This window comes from Streptomyces sp. 3330 (assembly GCF_031456635.1).
GTDB lineage: Bacteria > Actinomycetota > Actinomycetes > Streptomycetales > Streptomycetaceae > Streptomyces.
On sequence record NZ_JAVDVA010000024.1, the window covers coordinates 70,105 to 87,750 of the forward strand.

A 17,646-nucleotide genomic window follows, 5' to 3' on the forward strand; every position below is an offset into this window, starting at 1 on the left:
CCGACCGGTGAACACGGCCGGCCGGTGTGCGGGGCCGGGCAGGGGCCGGGCGGTCAGACCAGCCGTCGGATGTCACCGCGGACCCGGTAGAAGCCACCGGCCGCCGTGTGCAGGGCGTCCACCACGTACCGTGCCCCGGGCTGGCGTATCTCGCGCGGGAACTGGACGTTCCAGGACGTGTCGTAGCCGTCGGACACCACGTGCACCCGGACCCGGCCGGCCTCCTGGACGCACTCGACGACGACCGCTCCGGAGGGCGCCCGGGTCACGGTCGCCACCGTGGCCGCGGCCGTGGCCGGGGCGTACGTCGGCAGCGCCTCGGCGAGCTTGACGTCACGCGCCACCGGCACCGTGCCCTGCTGCGCCGCGGCGATGGCCGTCTCGCTCGCGTCCACGCACACCAGCGAGCCGTCGGTGGTCACCAAATACAGCCGCTCGTCGCGGTACTGCATGGACAGCGCCGAGCCGCCGCCGGTGCCCAGCTTCCACAGGCGCGTGCCGTCCCGGTCGAAGCAGTAGACGGACGACGAGGAGTCACCCGCGAACACGAAGCGCCCGTTGGGCGAGGTGGCGCACGAGTACACCGCGCTGTCGCAGCCGTACGTGGCCTCGACCGCGCCGGTCGTCTTCGACAGCCGCTGCACCACCTTGTGCGCGGTTCCCGCGTACACGGCGTCCTCCTCCTGCCAGCCGAACAGGACACCGCCCCTGGTCGGGGTGTGCCAGAGTTCGCCGCCGCCGTCGGGCGCGTAGGCGGTGACGCCCCGGTGGTGACCGTGGTACACGGCCCGGTCGTCCGCCCGGACCATCCAGGCGTGCTCGCCCTGGCTGCGGCGGGCCCACTGGTGCTCGTCCTCGTGGTCGATGACGGTGAGCCGGCCGTCGCGGTCCGAGACGTTCAGCAGGCCCTCGTGGATGTCCAGCCAGAAGATGTCGACGTCCGCCGCGATGTCGTACGCCGCGAACGGCAGCTTCGAGGAGAGGTCGTAGACCTTGCCGTCGTCGCAGCCCGCGTAGATCCAGAAGTCGTCGGCGACCAGGCACTTCACGCCGTCCGGCAGGCTGAAGCGGGCCAGGACGCCACCCTCGTGGTCCAGGGTGTAGACGTCACCGGACTGGTTGCCGACCCAGCAGCGGTCGTCGTCCACATGGATGCCGAACGCCGAGGAACCGGTGCGGAACCGCCACAGCACCGGGGCCACCGCCCGCGCGGTGGACGGCGCCGAGGCGACCTGACGGCGGGTCACCGCACGCGGGGGACGCTGTCCGGCGACGGCCGGGGCGTATCCCTTGCGGACCTTCTCGCCGACCTTCCGCGCGGCGGCCGCCCGGGCCTTCTCGACGGTGGGGAACGTCGTCGTCTGCAGCTGGCCGGCGGCGCCGATCCGCCCGTACCGCACGGTCACCACCACGCCGTCGACGACCACTTCGTAGAACTTGTGCGCTCCGCCGCCGTCCTGCGACAGCTCCAGATACGTCGTCGACACCGTGCTGGAACCGGTAGCCATGACAAACCCCTCCCCAGGGTGGACCCGCGGCCGTTCCGGCGAGTCCCACTGCCTGAACCGTAGGCCCAGGCACTGACAATCACGTCTGCCGGTGCCCGCCCGCTCAGCCCGCCGGCTCAGCCCGCTCGGCCTCTCGTCGCGTCGGCCGGCCCGGCGCGGAGGGCGATCGTCACGTCAGCTGTCGGGGTCCTTCGCGTCCGTGATGCCCCGGGTGCCCCTGGTGTCCTGCGCGTCCTCGGCGTCTGCCGTGTTCTTCGGGTCCCTGGCGTTCCCGGTGCCCGGCGTGCTCGTCGTCTCCCCGGAGTCCTTCGCGCTCGCCGGATCCTTCGCGTTCTCGGTGTCCGGTGGGCCCGTCGTCTCCTCGGTGTTCTTCGTGGGGCGGCCGGGCGGGGCCTCGCCCGCGGTGAGGTGTTCCAGGACCTCCACCAGTTCCTGACAGGCGCGCTCCACGGAACGTCTGGTGTTGCGCTGTTCGGTGATCACGGCGGAGAGCAGCAGGGCGGTCAGGGCCATCGTGCCGTTGAAGGCCTGGAGCTTGATCATCACCTCGATGCGGCTCAGCCGTTCGAAGGGGCCGACTCTGTCCGTCGCGGCGACGGTGGCCATGACCGACGTGAACAGGGCGCACAGCATGCTGCCGGCGAGCTGGAAGCGCAGGGCGGCCCAGATCAGCAGGGGATAGACGAGGAAGAGCAGGCTGACCCGGCTGTGGGTGGCCAGCGGCACGAGGGCGCAGGTGATGAGGACGAGTCCCGCCGCCTCCTTCCAGCGCGACAGCCGGAGGGGCCGGGTGACCGCGTGCAGCACGAGCAGGACCGGGGTGACGATCAGTACGCCCATCGCGTCGCCGACCCACCAGGCCAGCCACACCGCCCAGAAGCTGTGCGCGGCGAGCTTGTCGGTGAGGACGAGGGTCCCGACGCCGATGGTCGAACTCAGCAGCATCGCGGTGAGCGCGCCCAGGAAGACCAGCGCGAGGCCGTCGCGCAAGCGGGCGAGGTCGTTGCGGAAGCCCACTCTGCGGAGCATGAGGTACGCGCAGACGGGTGCGGCGGTGTTGCCGATGAGGTTGCCGATCACCGCGAGCCGTAGCGAGGTCAGGGACATGATGACGAAGAGCGAGCCGAGGGCGATGCCCGGCCAGGCCCGGATCCCGAGGAGCAGCAGACAGGCGACCGCCACACCGGTGGGCGGCCAGATGGGGGTGAAGACCGCGCCCTCCACGACGAGCTCGCGCCTGAGCCCCAGCCACCCGGCGACGTAGTAGCCCAGGGCAACGGCCAGCGTCTGCAGGGCGAAGACGGCTGGCCGACGCAGATCCGGGGTACCCACCACAGCAGCCATCAGACACCTGCGTGGCGCGGTCTGCGAGGCGAGACGCACGGTGTCCGGCCCTATGGCTGAACCAGGGGGACGTCCGGCGCCACCAGGCCGTCGTGTCCGACCACCAGCACGGCCGCGTCGTCCTCGTGCCCCACGCGCTCGGCGCCCTTGATCACCGCGGCGGCGAGCGAGTCCGCCGACATGCCCGCGACGGCGGCGATGCCGGCGAGCCGCACGACCTGGTCGAGTCCCTTCTCGACGGTCAGGGTCGGCCCCTCCACCACGCCGTCCGTGAGCAGGACGAACACTCCGCCCTTGGTGAGCCGGTAGCGGGTGACCGGGTAGTCCATGCCCTCCTGGACTCCCAGGGGCGGGCCGCACTCGTCCTCGGCGACGCCGGACTTGCCGTCCGCCGTGGCCCACACGCACGGGATGTGCCCGGCCCGGGCGCTCTCCAGGACTCCGGTGGCGGGGTCGAGCCGCATGAAGGTGCAGGTGGCGAAGAGGTCGCTGCCGAGGGAGATGAGCAGGTCGTTGGTCTGGGCGAGGAGCTCGCCGGGCTCGCTGGTGACGGAGGCGAGGGCCCGTAGGCCGACCCGCACCTGACCCATGAACGCGGTCGCCTCTATGTTGTGGCCCTGGACGTCGCCGATGGACAGGCCGATGCGCCCGTCGGGCATCGCGAAGGCGTCGTACCAGTCGCCGCCCACATTGAGGCCGTAGCACGCCGGCGCGTACTTGACGGCCAGCCGGAAGCCGGGCGCCATGGGCAGATCCCTGGGCAGCATGCCGCGCTGGAGGGCGAGGGCCAGCTCCACACGGGAGCGTTGCAGCTCCGCGCGCTCGCGCGCCTGGGCGGTCAGCGAACCGAGTCTGGCCAGCAGCTCGTCGCCGTCGTCCGTGGGGCGCTTGCGGGACATTGATCACTCCGGCGGGACGGCAGCTCGTCGGGAGGGCAGCCCCATCGGGCAAACCTCACATTTTACCTTGAGATGATGATAGCGACCTTGAGGCGCGACCCGACAGGATCGGCATCGCACGGTCCTTCGACGGCCACGACGCGAGGCCTGTACCCGAGGAGAAGTCCCGCGCGTCCGGCACAGTTCTGCCGGTCCGCCCGGGCGCCACGAAGCCGGGCACCGCCCGCCCCCCGCAGGGCCGTCAGCCCGCCGGGGCGAGGGAGGGAAGGGGCCGGGCCGGCGTCCGGCGCGAGCCTGTCAGCGCGCGCCGGACGGCGTGCGGTGCATCAGAGCGCCGACCTCCTCCGCTCCCCTCCCCTCGCCTCCGCTCCCCTCCACATCACTCCCCTCGATACCGCTCCCCTCGATACCGCTCCCCTCGCCTCCGCTCGCGCCCTGGGGCCTGTGGGCCCGGCGCCGGGTGGCCCCGTGAACGGCCCGGCGCGGTCCTCCCGGGCTCACACGCTGAGCGCCGCCCGGACGGTCTGCTCGGCGGCCGTTCCGCCGTCGCCTGTGGAGGTCACGCGGCCCGCCTCCAGCACGTAGTAGCGCTGGGCGGCCCGCATGGCGAAGCCCACGTGCTGTTCGACGAGGAGGACGGAGAGTCCGCCACGCCGGGCGAGGGCCAGGATCGTCTCCTCGATCTCGCCGACGACGGACGGCTGGATGCCCTCGGTCGGTTCGTCCAGCAGCAGCAGCCTCGGCCGGGTGACCAGGGCGCGGGCGATCGCGAGCTGCTGGCGCTGGCCGCCGGAGAGCAGACCGGCCCGGCGGCCGGACAGCTCGCGCAGGACGGGGAACAGGTCCAGGGCCTCGGCGATCGCCTCCTTCCCTCCCCCGCCCCCCGGCCGGCCCCGCGGGGCCCGCGGGCGGCCGTCCGCGACGAGCTGGAGGTTCTCGGCGGTGGTGAGGTGCGGGAAGGACTGCTGACCCTGCGGGACGTAGGCCATCCCGCGTGCGACCCGCTGATGCGGCGCGAGACGGGTGATGTCCTCGCCGTCGAGCAGGACGGTCCCGCCGGTCGGCCTGATCAGGCCCATCGCGGCGCGCAGCAGGGTGCTCTTGCCTGCCCCGTTGTGCCCGAGCACGGCCGCGACGCCGTCCTCGGGGACGGCGACGGTCACCCCGTGCAGCACGGTCGTGCGGTCGTACCCCGCCCGGACGGTGTTGATCTCCAGCATGGGCTTCACGCCTCCTCGGCGACGGCTGCGGGGGCGGGCGCGGGCCGGGAGGCGGGCTCGGGTTCGGAGGCGCGCCCGAGGTAGACCTCCTGGACCTTGGCGTCGGCCTGGACCTCGGCGACGGAACCTTCGCTGAGCACCTTGCCCGCGTGCAGGACGCTGACGCTCCGGGCGTAGGCGCGCATGAAGTCCATGTCGTGCTCGATGACGACGACCGTGCGGTCCTCGCTCACCCGCCGCAAGAGCTCACCGGTGGCCTCGCGTTCGTCATGGCTCATACCGGCCACGGGCTCGTCCAGCAGCAGCAGCCGTACGTCCTGGACGAGCAGCATGCCGATCTCCAGCCACTGCTTCTGCCCGTGGGCCAGCACCCCGGCGGGGCGGTCGCGCAGCTCGCCCAGGCCGATGGTGTCCAGGGCCCTGGCGACGGGCTCGGGCACGCCCTTGCGTCGCCGCAGCATGGTCCGGACGCCCCGGCCGGCACCGGCGGCGATGTCCAGGTTCTGCACGACGGTCAGCTCCTCGAAGACCGTCGCCGTCTGGAACGTGCGGCCGATGCCCAGCCGGGCGATCTTCTGCACGGGCTTGCCCAGCAGGTCCTGGTCACCGAAGCGGACCGATCCCGTCGCCTTGACCAGCCCGGTGACCGCGTCGACGAGGGTGGTCTTGCCCGCGCCGTTCGGTCCGATGAGGAAGCGCAGGTCGCCGGGGCGGATGTCCAGGTCGACGCCGTCGACGGCCGTGAACCCGTCGAACGTCACCCGCAGGTCGCGCACGGTCAGTCCCTCGCCGCTCATGCTGTCTCTCCCGTCGCAGGGGTACGGGTACGGCGCCGCCACAGGACGACGCCGAGGGAGGCGAGGCCGCCCGGCAGGAATCCGACCGCCAGGACGAAGAGCAGGCCCTGGAGGTAGGTCCACGCGCCCGGGAAGGCGTCGGAGAGCGTGCTCTGCGCCCAGGCGACGGCGATCGCTCCGAGCACCGCGCCCACCAGCGAGGCCCGGCCGCCGACCGCGGCCCCGATGACGAACCCGATGGACGGCACGATCCCGATCAGCGCCGGCGAGATGATGCCCACCGCCGGGACGAAGAGGGCTCCGGCGAGGCCCGCCATGCCGGCGGCGACGACGTACGCGACGAGTTTGACGTTGGCAGGGTTGTAGCCGAGGAAACGGACCCGTTCCTCGGAGTCGCGCACGGCGACGAGGAGTTCGCCGTAGCGGCTGACGAACAGCTGGCGGGCGCCCGCCATCAGCAGCAGGAGCACGGCGGCGATGACGAAGTACACCATCCGCTGGTTGACGGGGTCGTCCAGCGAGTAGCCGAAGAAGCCCTGGATGTCGGTCAGGCCGTTGGTGCCGCCGGTGGTGGCCTGCTGGCCGATCAGCCAGATTGACAGGGCAGCGGCCAGGGCCTGGCTGAGGATCGCGAAGTAGGCGCCCTTGACCCGGCGTCGGAAGACGAGGAAGCCGAGCAGCGCGGCGACCGCCATGGGCAGCAGCACGGTCATGGCCAGCGCGAAGGCCGGATCGGCGAACGGCTTCCACCACCAGGGCAGCGCGTCGCCGGTGCCGTACAGCTGCATGAAGTCGGGCAGCGTCTCGCCGGTCGCGGCGGCGTCGGTGAGCTTGAGGTGCATGGCCATGACGTAGCCGCCGAGGCCGAAGAAGACGCCCTGGCCGAGCACCATGAGCCCGCCCCGGCCCCAGGCGAGGCTGACGCCGACGGCCACGATGGCGTAGCAGAGGTACTTGGCGAGGAGGGAGAGACGGAAGTCGGAGAGGGCGAGCGGGGCCACGCCGAGGAGGAGGACGGCGCCGAGGACGAAGGCGCCGGGGACGCGCAGCCGGGCCGTCAGTGGCGCGGGCGGGGTCTCGGTGATCGTCGTCATGCCAGGCTCCTGGTGCGCAGTGTGTACAGGCCCTGGGGTCGCCACTGGAGGAAGGCGACGATCGCCACGAGCACGATGACTTTGGCGACGCTGACCGTCGTCGAGTACTCGAGGACCGACTGGAGGACGCCGAGCGCGAAGGCGGTGATGACGCTGCCCTTGAGCTGCCCGATGCCGCCCACGACGACGACCAGGAAGGCGTCGACGATGTAGTTGGTGCCCATCGTCGGGCCGATCGGGCCGACCAGGGTGAGGGCGACGCCCGCCACGCCCGCGAGGCCCGAGCCGACGAAGAAGGTCACGCGGTCGACCCGGCCCGTGGCGATGCCGGACACCTCGGCAAGGTCGCGGTTCTGCACGACGGCCCGGATCCGGCGGCCGAGCGGGGTGAGCCGCAGGACGATCATGAGGGCGAGGACGCTGAGCAGGGCCAGGCCGAGGATGAACAGGCGGCTGCTGGCGAGGGTGACGCCGCCGCCCATCGAGATGTTGCCGGTGAGCAGGTCCGGGGCGTGGGTCTGCACGTTGGGGGCGCCGAAGACGTCCCGGGCGAGCTGCTGGAGCATCAGGGAGACGCCCCAGGTCACCAGCAGGGTGTCCAGCGGTCGGGTGTAGAGGCGCCGGATGAGCAGCCACTCCAGCAGCGCCCCCATGGCGCCGGCCACCAGGAAGGCCACCGGCAGGGCGACGATCAGGGAGACGCCCGCGCCGCTGATGGACTTCTGGAGGACGTACGTCGTGTAGGCGCCGGTCATGATGAACTCGCCGTGCGCCATGTTGATCACGCCCATCTGACCGAACGTCAGGGTCAGGCCGAGCGCGATGAGCAGGAGGACGGCGCCGATGCTGATGCCGGTGAAGGACTGATTGAGGATGACCGTCATGAAGCGGCTCCTGGTCGGGGACGGGGGTGCGGGCGTGCGAGCGGTCCCGGGGGTGCCCCGGCCCCTGGACGGGGCCGGGTCCACCACGGGAACGGGGAGCGGGGCGCGGGCGGCGAGCCGGGACCGGACCGGACCGCCCGGGGACAGGACACGACGCAGATCAGGACGGGCCGGATGCAGGGCGGGCCGGTATCGGGGCGGGAATCTCGGCGGGGTCAGGACAGGCCGGAGGCCCAGTCGTAGCCCTTGAGGTAGGGGTCCGGCTTGATCGGGCCGCCCGAGTTCCAGACCTCGGTGATGAGGCCGTCCGCGCCGACCTTGCCGATCCGGGCCGTCTTGTAGACGTGCTGGCTCGCTCCGTCGACCGTCACCTTGCCCTCGGGGGCGTCGAAGGTGATGCCGTCCGAGGCCGCCTTGACCTTGGCGACGTCGAAGGAGCCGGCCTTCTCCACCATCGCCTTCCACAGGTGGACGGAGATGTAGGCGGCCTCCATCGGGTCGCTGGTCGGCTTGTCCTTGCCGTATTCGGCCTGGTAGGCCGCCACGAACGTGGTGTTGGCCGCGCCGGGTGTCGTCTCGTAGTAGTTCCACGCGGTCAGCTGGTCCTGGAGGTACTGGGTGCCGATGCTCTTCACCTCTTCCTCGGCGATGGACACCGACAGCACCGGCATGCTCTTCGCGGTCAGCCCGGAGGACTTGTACTCCTTGAAGAAGGCCACGTTGCTGTCACCGTTGAGGGTGTTGAACACGGCGTCCGCGCCCGAGTCCTTGACCTTGTTGACGATGGTGCCGAACTCCGTGGAACCGAGCGGCGCGTAGTCCTCGCCGACCACGGTCATTCCCTTGGCTTTCGCATAAGCCTTGATGATCTTGTTGGCGGTGCGCGGGAACACATAGTCGCTGCCGACCAGGTAAAGCTTGGTCAGGCCCTGCTTCTTGAGATAGTCGAGGGCCGGGACGATCTGCTGGTTGGTGGTCGCGCCGATGTAGAAGATGTACGGCGACTCCTCCAGACCCTCGTACTGCACCGGGTAGAACAGCGGCGACCTGTACCGCTCGAAGACCGGTTTGACGGCCTTGCGGCTGGCCGAGGTCCAGCAGCCGAAGGTGGCCGCGACCTTGTCGTCCTTGATCAGGGCCTCGGCCTTCTCCGCGAAGGTGGGCCAGTCGGAGGCGCCGTCCTGGCTGACGGCCTTGAGCTTCTTGCCGAGCACGCCACCGGCCGCGTTGATCTCCTTGATGGCGAGCAACAGGGCATTGTGGACGGTGACTTCGCTGATGGCCATCGTGCCCGACAGGGAATTCAGCAGACCGACCTTGACCGTGCTGCCGGAGGTGTCGGCGGAGGCGCCGGCCGCGTCCGTCGAGGAGCCCTCACCCGTCTTGGCGCCACAGGCGCTGAGGGCGGCGGAGGCGCCGACCGCCGAGATACCGGCCAGCAGGCCACGCCTGCTGATGCTGAGCCCGGACATACAAAACCTCCATGCCCCGAAGGGCGGTGCGAAGTGAGCGGAAGGACTCTGGGGAGGAAGGGGACACAACGCGCTTCCGTAGCCGCGGCGTTGGCGCACAGCCTGCGAGCAAACTGTTTCCGCCGCGTTTCCGCGCAATTGATGAACAGTTTCCGCTGAAAGCAATAAAGCGCGCATTGATACTTCCTGCGGAAAGGACCATTTACGGTAGGCTCGCGCCCAACCCCGCACGGGGAACCCCGGCTTCGAGCGGAGGAGTGCGATGGCGAGACGGCCCCAGGAACTGCTCCGGCTGCTGACCCGGGCCGAGCGCCTCGCCGCGCGCCGACTCCAGTGCGTGCTGGCGGAGTTCGACTGCTCGGTGGAGGCGTGGTGGGTGCTCGACCTGCTCTCGGACGGGCAGGGACACCACATGACGGCCCTCGCCGAACACGCCTTCATGCCCGCCCCCAGCGCCACCAAGCTCATCGACCAACTCGTCGACCAGAACCTGGTGTTCCGCAGGGTCGACCCCGCCGACCGGCGCCGCGTCCTCGCCTACCTCACCCCGCGGGGCCTGGAGCGCCGGCAGCAGCTGGTCCGCGAGGTGCGGGCCGACCGGGCCCGGTGGGAGCCGCGGTGGGGGGAAGAGCGGGGCGAACGGCTGGAGGTCCTGCTGGACCGGCTCGCGGACGTCCTCGAGGAGGGAGACGGCGCTACGACAGCTCGTGCGGAGCGCGCAGTTGAGCGAGGACGTTGAAGTCGAGGCCGTCCGCCTGCGCCAGATAGATGCGCTGGCGCACATGCCGGCCCTCCAGGCCGACCAGGCCCCTCGGGCCCTCGTACGACACGGTGTCGGCCGCGGCCCCGATGGCGTTCACGTCCAGGGTGCGGGCCCGTTCGACGAGCGCGGCGAGCAGCAGCACGCCCTCGTAGCACGATTCGCCGAGACTGCCCGGGGTCGGGGCCGCCACCCCGAAACGGTCGGCGTAACGGCCGTGGAAATCCAGGGTGTTCCGGTCGGCGAGCGACGCGAAGAAGCCTGCCGTGCTGAACAGGTCGACGGTGGCCTCGGGACCGCTGCCGAGCAGCATGTTCTCGTCCATCAGCGTGCTGAGTCTGAGGCAGCGCTGGTCCAGCCCGGCGGCGGCGAAGGCCCGGTTGAAGCGGACCGCGTCACTGCCGACCAGCAGCATCAGCACGGCGTCGGCGTCGGCCCGCTCGATCCGGCCCAGCACCTCGTGGAAGTCGTCGGCGCCCAGCGGAAGATACGCCTCGCCGCACACCCGGCCGCGGGAGTCGCGTGCGTAGCGGCGGGCGGCCCGGGCGGTGTGCCGGGGCCAGACGTAGTTGTTGCCGACGACGAACCAGCGGCGCACACCTCGCGCCTCGGTCAGCAGCCGCATGGCGGGCAGCAGTTGCCAGGCCGGGGTCTCGCTGGTCAGGAAGACGCCGTCGGTGCGCTCACCGCCCTCGTACAGCGCGGTGTAGACGTACGGCACGCGGTGCGCGATGCGCGGGGCCACCGCCTGCCGCACCGAGGAGATGTGCCAGCCCGTGACCCCCTGCACCGCCCCGGTGGCCACCAGGGCCTCCACGGCCTCGGCGACCTGCTGCGGTGCGGCGCCCCCGTCGACCTCGATGAGCCGCAACTCCTTGCCGAGGACTCCACCCGCCTTGTTGATCTCCTCGGCGGCCAGCCGTGCGCAGGTCTCGCAGGTGGGTCCGAACACCCCGGCGGGGCCCTGCATCGGGTACACGAGCGCGACGTTCAGGGTCGAGTCGTCGACCGTGAACCACTCGGGGGTGCGAAGACGGACGGGCCGGTGCATGGCCCCATGATTGCCGCACCGCTCCGCCGGCCCAAGCGGCGGCCCGGATCGAGACCCATTCTTGAGATGCCCCTGCGACCGATGACCGACGGGCGATGACCGAAGGGTGATGGACCGGTCCGGTCCCGCCGTCTGTTCGGCGGTCCTCCCCCGGCCGGTGGGACGGCGCCCCGGCCGGGCCTCTCGCGGGCGCCGGCCGCCGGCGCCGGTCAGCCGGGCCGTTGGGTGCGGTTCTCGTGGGCGAGCCCGTCCGGGTGGGCGTCCGGGCGCGGACCGAGGTCGAGCGGAAGGACCAGGGCGCGGAGCGCCACGGGGTCCGACGGCCGGAGAGCCTGCTGGTCCGGCGGCCGGCGCACCAGCCCGATGTCCTGCCAGCCCCACGACAGGAAGGCGTCGCAGACCGCCGGACGGCCTTCTTCCACCAACGTCGCCCCGAGCGAGGCGTGATGGTCGGCGAGCAGGCGGTGCTGGAGGCGGCGGGCCAGGCGCCGCTCGTCCGTGTGGGGATGGACGACCGTCTCGGTGATCGCGAACACATGGCCGGACGCGGTGAGTTGCTCGACGCTCCGCGGAAGGGGTCCGTCGAACCCCCGCCACCACGTCCCCTCGCGCCGCACGGGGAATCCGTAGACGCACCCGGCGAAGGCGGTGCTCTCCGCGACGAGCAGGGCGAAGCCGGGCCGGCGGATGTCGCCGGTCAGCCGCCGCAGGAACGCCTCCCGGTCCCGGTACCCCTCCCCGGGTCGCGCACGGGAGGACTCCACGTACAGATCGGCCAGGTCCTCCTTGAGGGTCTCGGCCTGCCAGCGGTTCAGCCGGCGCAGGCGTAACACGTCGACGGCGGACGGTGTGCCACCGTCACCCTGCGGCGGCTGCCACCGCCCCGGGAGCGCCGTCACGGTGCACCGCCCATGACGACGGGGATCCCGGACGGCCGCCCGCCGCCGACGGGAACCGGGTACAGCAGGAAGCCGGAGCCGGTGATCTCGATGACGCGGGCCACGCTCCGCGACGGGTGGTGCAGCCGCAGGGTCCTGCCGCCGTCCGTGGCGAACCGTGATGCCAGGAGGAAGGCGTTGAGTCCGCTGGCGTCGCAGAAGGTGACCGCCGTGAGGTCGACGTCGATGCTGCGGATGTCAGGGCTCAGGCACTCGGCCAGCGCCCTCCTCACCTGCGCCGCCGTGACCAGATCGATCTCTCCCGCGAGGGTGATCAGCGCGCGGGCGCCGCATTCGTACCGGTGGACGTTCAGTTGTGGAAGGGCCATGGCTCCTCTGTCCGGACGCATGAGGACGGGGGTGTTCGTGTGCGGTGCGTGGTGACGGACGGGATGAGCCTCCGGTCCGGCGAACCGAGGTGCTGCCCTCGGCGCTTGAACCCGTTCACGGGACGCGGCCTCCGGCTGCGCAGTGCGCTGGGCGACCTGGGCGCTACCGGTCGGGGGCACCGGGCAGTCGGGACATCCGGTCGACGCGGACGGCGCGAGCGCCGACGATCCGGCGGCCGGGACCGGTGACCCCGGCGCCCGTGCCCCGGACTCCCGTGTCGGGGCCGGCCCGGGCGAGCGAACCTGGTCGACAGGTCGACACGGTGTGTGGTGCGGGGAGTTCGGGGGTGGCGTCCGTCGAGGGGCCGGAAGAAGAGGTGGCGGAGGAGGACGGGGGCCGGTCTTCACATGTCGGCGAGAGAGAGCATGTCGGCGAGGTAGAGACGTTCGCAGTCATGACGCGAGCCCTGCTCCGGACCGATCGCGACCGACCCGGCCTGTTCGATCGCCGAAAACGACACGGGCATGGCAGCCGGTGCGCGAAATATCCTCGGTGTTCTCACCCTACTCCTCGGCGGAGGGGTAGGGACCGGCCGAGGAGCACGGACCGGACAAGGCCCATGATCATCGGGCCGGAAGCACCGCTGCCCGGTGGCGGGCGCGACCTCCCCGCGCCGAGTCCCCGCGCGAACCCCGGCCGACGGGCCGCCGGGAAGAGTGGCTGGTCGTACGCCCCACCCTCGGGGACGGGAGTAAGCTCGAAGCACCGGGAACACCTCGCACACCGGATCAGATGCTGGTGCCGTTCGCGGCGAGCAAAGATGACCGGAACGTCGAAGACGAGCCCGGAGACAGGTTCGCGCCATGACCGCGACCAGCAGCCGAAGTCCCCTCCCCGAACACGCCCCTTCACGTTCCCTCGCGTGCGCTCCGGCCGAGGGGGTGAGGACGTGCACCTCGTCGTCACCGCGGCACTGATCATCGCCGTGATCGTCCTGCGGATCGTCTGGCGGACCGTCCTGGTCCGGCAGCCCGTCACGCTGCACGGCGCGAGCCCCTCGGCCGTCCGCCACGGCGATGTGCTGCCGGGGATCGGTCGTCCGCCGGCGAGGAGTCGCCGGTCGGCGAAGACGTCCGCGGCACCCGCCGTCGCACCGCGTCGCGCCGACACACCTCACGCCGGGTCAGGTCCCGCCGGTGCACCTCCTGCCGGGTCACGTCCCGTCGAGACGCCTCCCGTCGGCCCGCCTCGTGCGGTGGACGCCCGGCCGGCCGATGCCGTGGAGGAACCGGCCGGTCCCCCGGCGGAGGCAGTGGGCAGGCACGGTCGGCGGAACCACCGCGTGGAGTCACCGGAACAGCTGTCCGCCGGGAACGTCGACGTACGCCTCGTCGCCTCGTCCCCCGAGGCCGCCCGCCAGGTCGCGGAGGTTCTCCGTCGCTGCTTCGACTCCTCCGAGCAGCGCAGCTATCCCGGCGCGGTGCCCGGCGGAACCCGCCTCCACCTCACGGTGGACACCGAGCGTACGGCGGAACCCGCGCGCTCGTGGCTGGTCACCAGCCGGTCCTCCGGGAACGGCCGTACGCATACGGACGAAATCCGAACCGACGTCCCCCTGACCACGGTGCGAGCGGACGAGGACACCGGGACGACCGACGCCCGGAACGGACGACAGGCGTGAGAGAACGGCGGGGCGGCCCCCTCCCCAGCCGCCCGGCCGGCGTGGAAGGCCGACCCCGGCGCGTGTCCCGCCGAGGTCGTCGGCACAGCGGCGTGTGAGACCCGGCTGCCAGGGAACTCGCCCTCGGACAGAGGGCCTGCGCTGCCGTGACAGACGAAGCAGACGTCGTCCTTGCTCCGCGGTCGCGCCACGCGCACATCGCAACGGTGGAGGCGCACGCCCACGTACGGCCCGGTCTCAGCACTTCCCGAGGCGGCGCCGAGCCAGTCTGCCTCCTTCGGAAAGAGCTGCATCCTCATGACCACGAACACCCCGGTCCGTCCCCCGCCCGCCGAGACCCCGGGCAGCGACTTCGCCCGGCTGTCGAGAAAGATCACCGATGCCGGCCTGCTGGAGCGCCGTCCCGGCTACTACGCTCTGCGGATCACCGCGGTGGCGGTCCTCTACGTCGGCGGCTGGGCCGCCGTCGGACTCCTCGGCGCCAGCTGGTGGACGCTGGCGGTCGCCGCCTTCCTCGCCGTCGTCTTCGGCCAGGTCGCCCTGCTCGCCCATGACGCCGCCCACCGCCAGGTGTTCCGCCGGCGCCGGGCCAGCGAGACGTCCGGACGCATCGCGGGCGCCGGGGTCGGGATGGGCTACGGGTGGTGGCAGGACAAGCACACCCGCCACCACGCCAACCCCAACCACGAGGGACTCGACCCCGATCTCGACCCCGACCTGCTGGTCTGGTCCGAGGACCAGGCCCGAGTCGCCAAGGGCCTCCCCCGGCTGATCGGCCGCTGGCAGGCGTTCCTATTCTTCCCGCTCCTCACGATGGAAGGCTTCAACCTGCACGTGGCGAGCGTGCGGGCGCTGGCCAACCGCTCGCTCAAGCACCGGGCGCTCGACGGAACCCTGCTGTTCGCGCACTTCGCGCTCTACCTGACGGTCCTGTTCTGGCTGCTGCCGCCCGGCATGGCGATCGCCTTCCTCGCCGTCCACCAGTGCCTGTTCGGCGTGTACCTCGGCTCCCTCTTCGCGCCCAACCACAAGGGCATGCCGATCCTGACCGGCGACGACCGCCCGGACTTCCTCCGCCGTCAGGTGCTCACCTCACGCAACGTGCGCGGCGGCCGCCTCACCGACATCGCTCTCGGCGGGCTGAACCACCAGATCGAGCACCACCTGTTCCCCAGCATGCCGAGCCCCAACCTGCGCAAGGCCCGGACCATCGTCCGACGCCATTGCGAGGAGCTGGGTCTGGAGTACCTGGAGACCGGGCTGATCGCGTCCTACCGGCAGGCCCTCGCCAGCCTCCATCGGGCCGGGGCGCCGCTGCGGCAGACCCGCGTCCCCGCCCAGGCAGCAGCCGTCGGCGGCGGCGACGCCTAGCGGGACCCGGCAGGGCCGGGCCCGAAACGGCGACCGGCGCTGCGGACCCGGCAGGGCCGGGCGCGAAACGGTGACCGGCGCTGCGGGCCCGGCGGCCGCAGCCACGGTCGCCGTGACGACGTGACGCCCGGACGCCGTCCAGCCCGGTGAGGTCCGACGTGGTCACGCAGGCCGCGCGGTCGTGCCGCCGACGGTCAGATCGGTGGCGCCCGGGGCGGTCACCGGTTCCATGGTCACCAGTGGCCGCCCCGCCGCACGTCGGCGATGCTTCCCGGTCGCCCCTGTCGTCGGCCTCGTCCACTCCCCAGGGCGAGCTTCGACCCGGGTGGCTCAGCCGGCGAGTGCGGCGTCGACCACGTCCTTGGCCTCCTCCTGGACCCGCCGCAGGTGCTCGGGACCGTGGAAGGACTCGGCGTAGATCTTGTAGACGTCCTCGGTGCCCGAAGGACGGGCCGCGAACCAGGCGTGGGCGGTGGTCACCTTGATGCCGCCGATTGCCGCGCCGTTGCCCGGGGCCTCGGTGAGCACGCCGGTGACCGGCTCCCCGGCCAGCGTGTCGGCGGTGACCTGCGCGGGCGAGAGCTTGCCGAGCAGCGCCTTCTCCTCCCGGGTGGCCGGGGCGTCGATGCGCGCGTAGGCGGGCGAGCCGAAGCGGTCCGTCAGGGCCGCGTAGTGCTCGGACGGGGTCTTCCCGGTCACCGCCGTGATCTCGGAGGCCAGCAGCGCCAGGATGATGCCGTCCTTGTCGGTCGTCCAGACGGAGCCGTCACGGCGCAGGAAGGAGGCGCCGGCCGACTCCTCCCCGCCGAAGCCGAGCGAGCCGTCGACCAGCCCGTCCACGAACCACTTGAAGCCGACCGGCACTTCGACGAGACGGCGCCCGAGGTCGGCGGCGACCCGGTCGATCATCGAGGACGACACGAGCGTCTTGCCGATCCCCGCGTCGGCCGGCCACTGCTCGCGGTGCGCGAAGAGGTAGGCGATGGCGGCGGCCAGGTAGTGGTTGGGGTTCATCAGGCCGGCGTCCGGGGTGACGATGCCGTGCCGGTCGGCGTCGGCGTCGTTGCCGGTCGCGATCCGGAACCGGTCGCGCTGCTCGATCAGCGAGGCCATCGCGTACGGCGACGAGCAGTCCATGCGGATCTTGCCGTCCCAGTCGAGCGTCATGAAACGCCAGGTGGGGTCGGTGAGCGGGTTGACGACGGTCAGGTCGAGCCGGTGCTCCTCGGCGATCCGGCCCCAGTAGGCGACGGACGCCCCGCCCAGCGGATCGGCGCCGATGCGGACACCGGCGGAGCGGATCGCGTCCAGGTCGAGGACGCTCGGGAGGTCGGCGACATAGGCGCCGAGGAAGTCGTGGCGGCCGGTCGTGGGCGCGGCGAGGGCCCGGGCGTAGGGGATGCGCCGCACGTCCTTCAGGCCGGAGACGATGATCTCGTTGGCCCGGTCCTGGATCCACGACGTGGCGTCGGAGCCGGCCGGGCCACCGCTCGGCGGGTTGTACTTGAAGCCGCCGTCGGCGGGCGGGTTGTGCGACGGGGTGACGACCACGCCGTCGGCGAGCGCGGCGGTGCGGCCGCGGTTGTGGGTGAGGATCGCGTGGGAGACGGCGGGCGTCGGCGTGTAGCCGTCGGCGCTGTCGACGAGCACCGTCACTCCGTTGGCCGCGAACACCTCCAGGGCGGTGACCCGGGCGGGCTCGGACAGGGCGTGGCTGTCGGCGCCCAGGAAGAGGGGGCCGTCGGTGCCCTGCGCGGTCCGGTACTCGCAGATGGCCTGGCTGGTCGCGGCGATGTGGTCCTCGTTGAACGCCGTGTTCAGCGACGATCCCCGGTGCCCCGAGGTGCCGAACGCCACGCGCTGCCCCGGATCGGCCGGGTCCGGGTGCAGCGCGTAGTACGCCGTGACCAGCCGGGCGACGTCGACGAGATCCTCGGGGCCTGCCTTCGTGCCCGCTCGCTCGTGCTGCATGTGCCCGCTCCTCCGCATCGGTCGATCAAGGCTTGCGCCTTCCATCTTCCCTTGTGGGGGCGGCTGTCCGCGAGTACGGGTCGGTTCGCGCCCGGGGCGCTCAGCGCCGGCGGCCGCGCACCGACCATCCGCTGCCTATGCCCGCGACGTGGAGGGCGAGCACGGTCAGGCCGAGGAGCATGAGGTTCGTGGAGGTGAAGGTGTCGTTGGTGGAGATCTCCGCCGCGTTGATCAGAAAGGCGATGAAGAACAGCACTGCCGAGATGATGGCGAGCAAGGGGTCCGTCCCTTCGGTGTGTCGGCTGGTTCGGGGGTGACGCCGGTGC

The 17,646-nt window shown here is 71.8% G+C and carries 15 protein-coding genes and 2 pseudogenes; 3 read left to right on the plus strand and 14 right to left on the minus strand.

The annotated features are described in order from the left end of the window. Nucleotides 1-53: 53 nt before the first annotated feature. From J2X68_RS31825 to urtA, 8 genes and pseudogenes are all read right to left on the minus strand, one after another. Nucleotides 54-1,508, minus strand: coding sequence for a WGR domain-containing protein (locus J2X68_RS31825; RefSeq protein WP_310436063.1), 1,455 nt, complete (start codon nucleotides 1,506-1,508; stop codon nucleotides 54-56). Between the two features lie 369 nt (nucleotides 1,509-1,877). After that, nucleotides 1,878-2,852 (minus strand): annotated as a pseudogene (locus J2X68_RS31830) (MASE1 domain-containing protein); the annotation flags it as partial. A 50-nt stretch (nucleotides 2,853-2,902) separates the two neighbouring features. Next, nucleotides 2,903-3,751 (minus strand): PP2C family protein-serine/threonine phosphatase, encoded by an 849-nt coding sequence (locus tag J2X68_RS31835; RefSeq protein ID WP_310436064.1) that lies wholly within the window; start codon nucleotides 3,749-3,751, stop codon nucleotides 2,903-2,905. Between the two features lie 497 nt (nucleotides 3,752-4,248). Further along, complete coding sequence (urtE, locus tag J2X68_RS31840; protein ID WP_310436065.1) at nucleotides 4,249-4,971, minus strand: urea ABC transporter ATP-binding subunit UrtE; 723 nt, start codon at nucleotides 4,969-4,971, stop codon at nucleotides 4,249-4,251. A 5-nt stretch (nucleotides 4,972-4,976) separates the two neighbouring features. Next, nucleotides 4,977-5,768: an urea ABC transporter ATP-binding protein UrtD gene (urtD, locus tag J2X68_RS31845; RefSeq protein ID WP_310436066.1), complete on the minus strand. Its 792-nt coding sequence runs from the start codon at nucleotides 5,766-5,768 to the stop codon at nucleotides 4,977-4,979. Next, on the minus strand, nucleotides 5,765-6,862 hold the full coding sequence (gene urtC / locus J2X68_RS31850; protein ID WP_310436067.1) for an urea ABC transporter permease subunit UrtC: 1,098 nt from the start codon (nucleotides 6,860-6,862) through the stop codon (nucleotides 5,765-5,767). The genes urtD and urtC overlap by 4 nt, the downstream gene beginning before the upstream one ends. After that, nucleotides 6,859-7,746, minus strand: a complete 888-nt coding sequence (gene urtB / locus J2X68_RS31855; RefSeq protein WP_310436068.1) for an urea ABC transporter permease subunit UrtB — start codon at nucleotides 7,744-7,746, stop codon at nucleotides 6,859-6,861. Before urtB ends, urtC begins: the two co-directional genes overlap by 4 nt. A gap of 215 nt (nucleotides 7,747-7,961) precedes the next feature. Further along, nucleotides 7,962-9,218, minus strand: a complete 1,257-nt coding sequence (gene urtA, locus J2X68_RS31860) for an urea ABC transporter substrate-binding protein (protein WP_310436069.1) — start codon at nucleotides 9,216-9,218, stop codon at nucleotides 7,962-7,964. A 262-nt stretch (nucleotides 9,219-9,480) separates the two neighbouring features. Between urtA and J2X68_RS31865 the strand changes: the two genes are divergently transcribed. Next, complete coding sequence (locus tag J2X68_RS31865; RefSeq protein ID WP_310436070.1) at nucleotides 9,481-9,957, plus strand: MarR family transcriptional regulator; 477 nt, start codon at nucleotides 9,481-9,483, stop codon at nucleotides 9,955-9,957. Here the strand turns inward: J2X68_RS31865 and J2X68_RS31870 are convergent. From J2X68_RS31870 to J2X68_RS31885, 4 genes are all read right to left on the minus strand, one after another. Beyond that, entirely contained in the window at nucleotides 9,914-11,029 is a 1,116-nt protein-coding gene (locus J2X68_RS31870; RefSeq protein ID WP_310436071.1) for a substrate-binding domain-containing protein, read from the minus strand. The two genes, J2X68_RS31865 and J2X68_RS31870, sit on opposite strands and share 44 nt — an antisense overlap. Before the next feature lie 209 nt (nucleotides 11,030-11,238). After that, nucleotides 11,239-11,928, minus strand: a complete 690-nt coding sequence (locus tag J2X68_RS31875; protein ID WP_310436072.1) for a hypothetical protein — start codon at nucleotides 11,926-11,928, stop codon at nucleotides 11,239-11,241. Next, nucleotides 11,925-12,296 carry an STAS domain-containing protein gene (locus J2X68_RS31880; protein WP_310436073.1) on the minus strand — a complete coding sequence of 124 codons (372 nt, stop codon included), beginning with the start codon at nucleotides 12,294-12,296 and terminating at the stop codon, nucleotides 11,925-11,927. The genes J2X68_RS31875 and J2X68_RS31880 overlap by 4 nt, the downstream gene beginning before the upstream one ends. Nucleotides 12,297-12,700: 404 nt before the next feature. Next, nucleotides 12,701-12,823: a hypothetical protein gene (locus J2X68_RS31885; RefSeq protein WP_310436074.1), complete on the minus strand. Its 123-nt coding sequence runs from the start codon at nucleotides 12,821-12,823 to the stop codon at nucleotides 12,701-12,703. 816 nt (nucleotides 12,824-13,639) lie between these two features. Here J2X68_RS31885 and J2X68_RS31890 point away from each other — a divergent pair. Further along, nucleotides 13,640-13,894 (plus strand): annotated as a pseudogene (locus J2X68_RS31890) (hypothetical protein); the annotation flags it as partial. A gap of 381 nt (nucleotides 13,895-14,275) precedes the next feature. Then, nucleotides 14,276-15,349: an acyl-CoA desaturase gene (locus J2X68_RS31895; RefSeq protein WP_310436075.1), complete on the plus strand. Its 1,074-nt coding sequence runs from the start codon at nucleotides 14,276-14,278 to the stop codon at nucleotides 15,347-15,349. A gap of 330 nt (nucleotides 15,350-15,679) precedes the next feature. Here the strand turns inward: J2X68_RS31895 and pgm are convergent, their stop codons facing one another. Beyond that, entirely contained in the window at nucleotides 15,680-17,320 is a 1,641-nt protein-coding gene (pgm, locus tag J2X68_RS31900) for a phosphoglucomutase (alpha-D-glucose-1,6-bisphosphate-dependent) (RefSeq protein ID WP_310436076.1), read from the minus strand. Nucleotides 17,321-17,420: 100 nt separating this feature from the next. Next, a complete protein-coding gene (locus J2X68_RS31905) occupies nucleotides 17,421-17,597 on the minus strand; it encodes a hypothetical protein (RefSeq protein WP_020126694.1) in 177 nt (58 codons plus the stop codon). Nucleotides 17,598-17,646 lie beyond the last annotated feature (49 nt).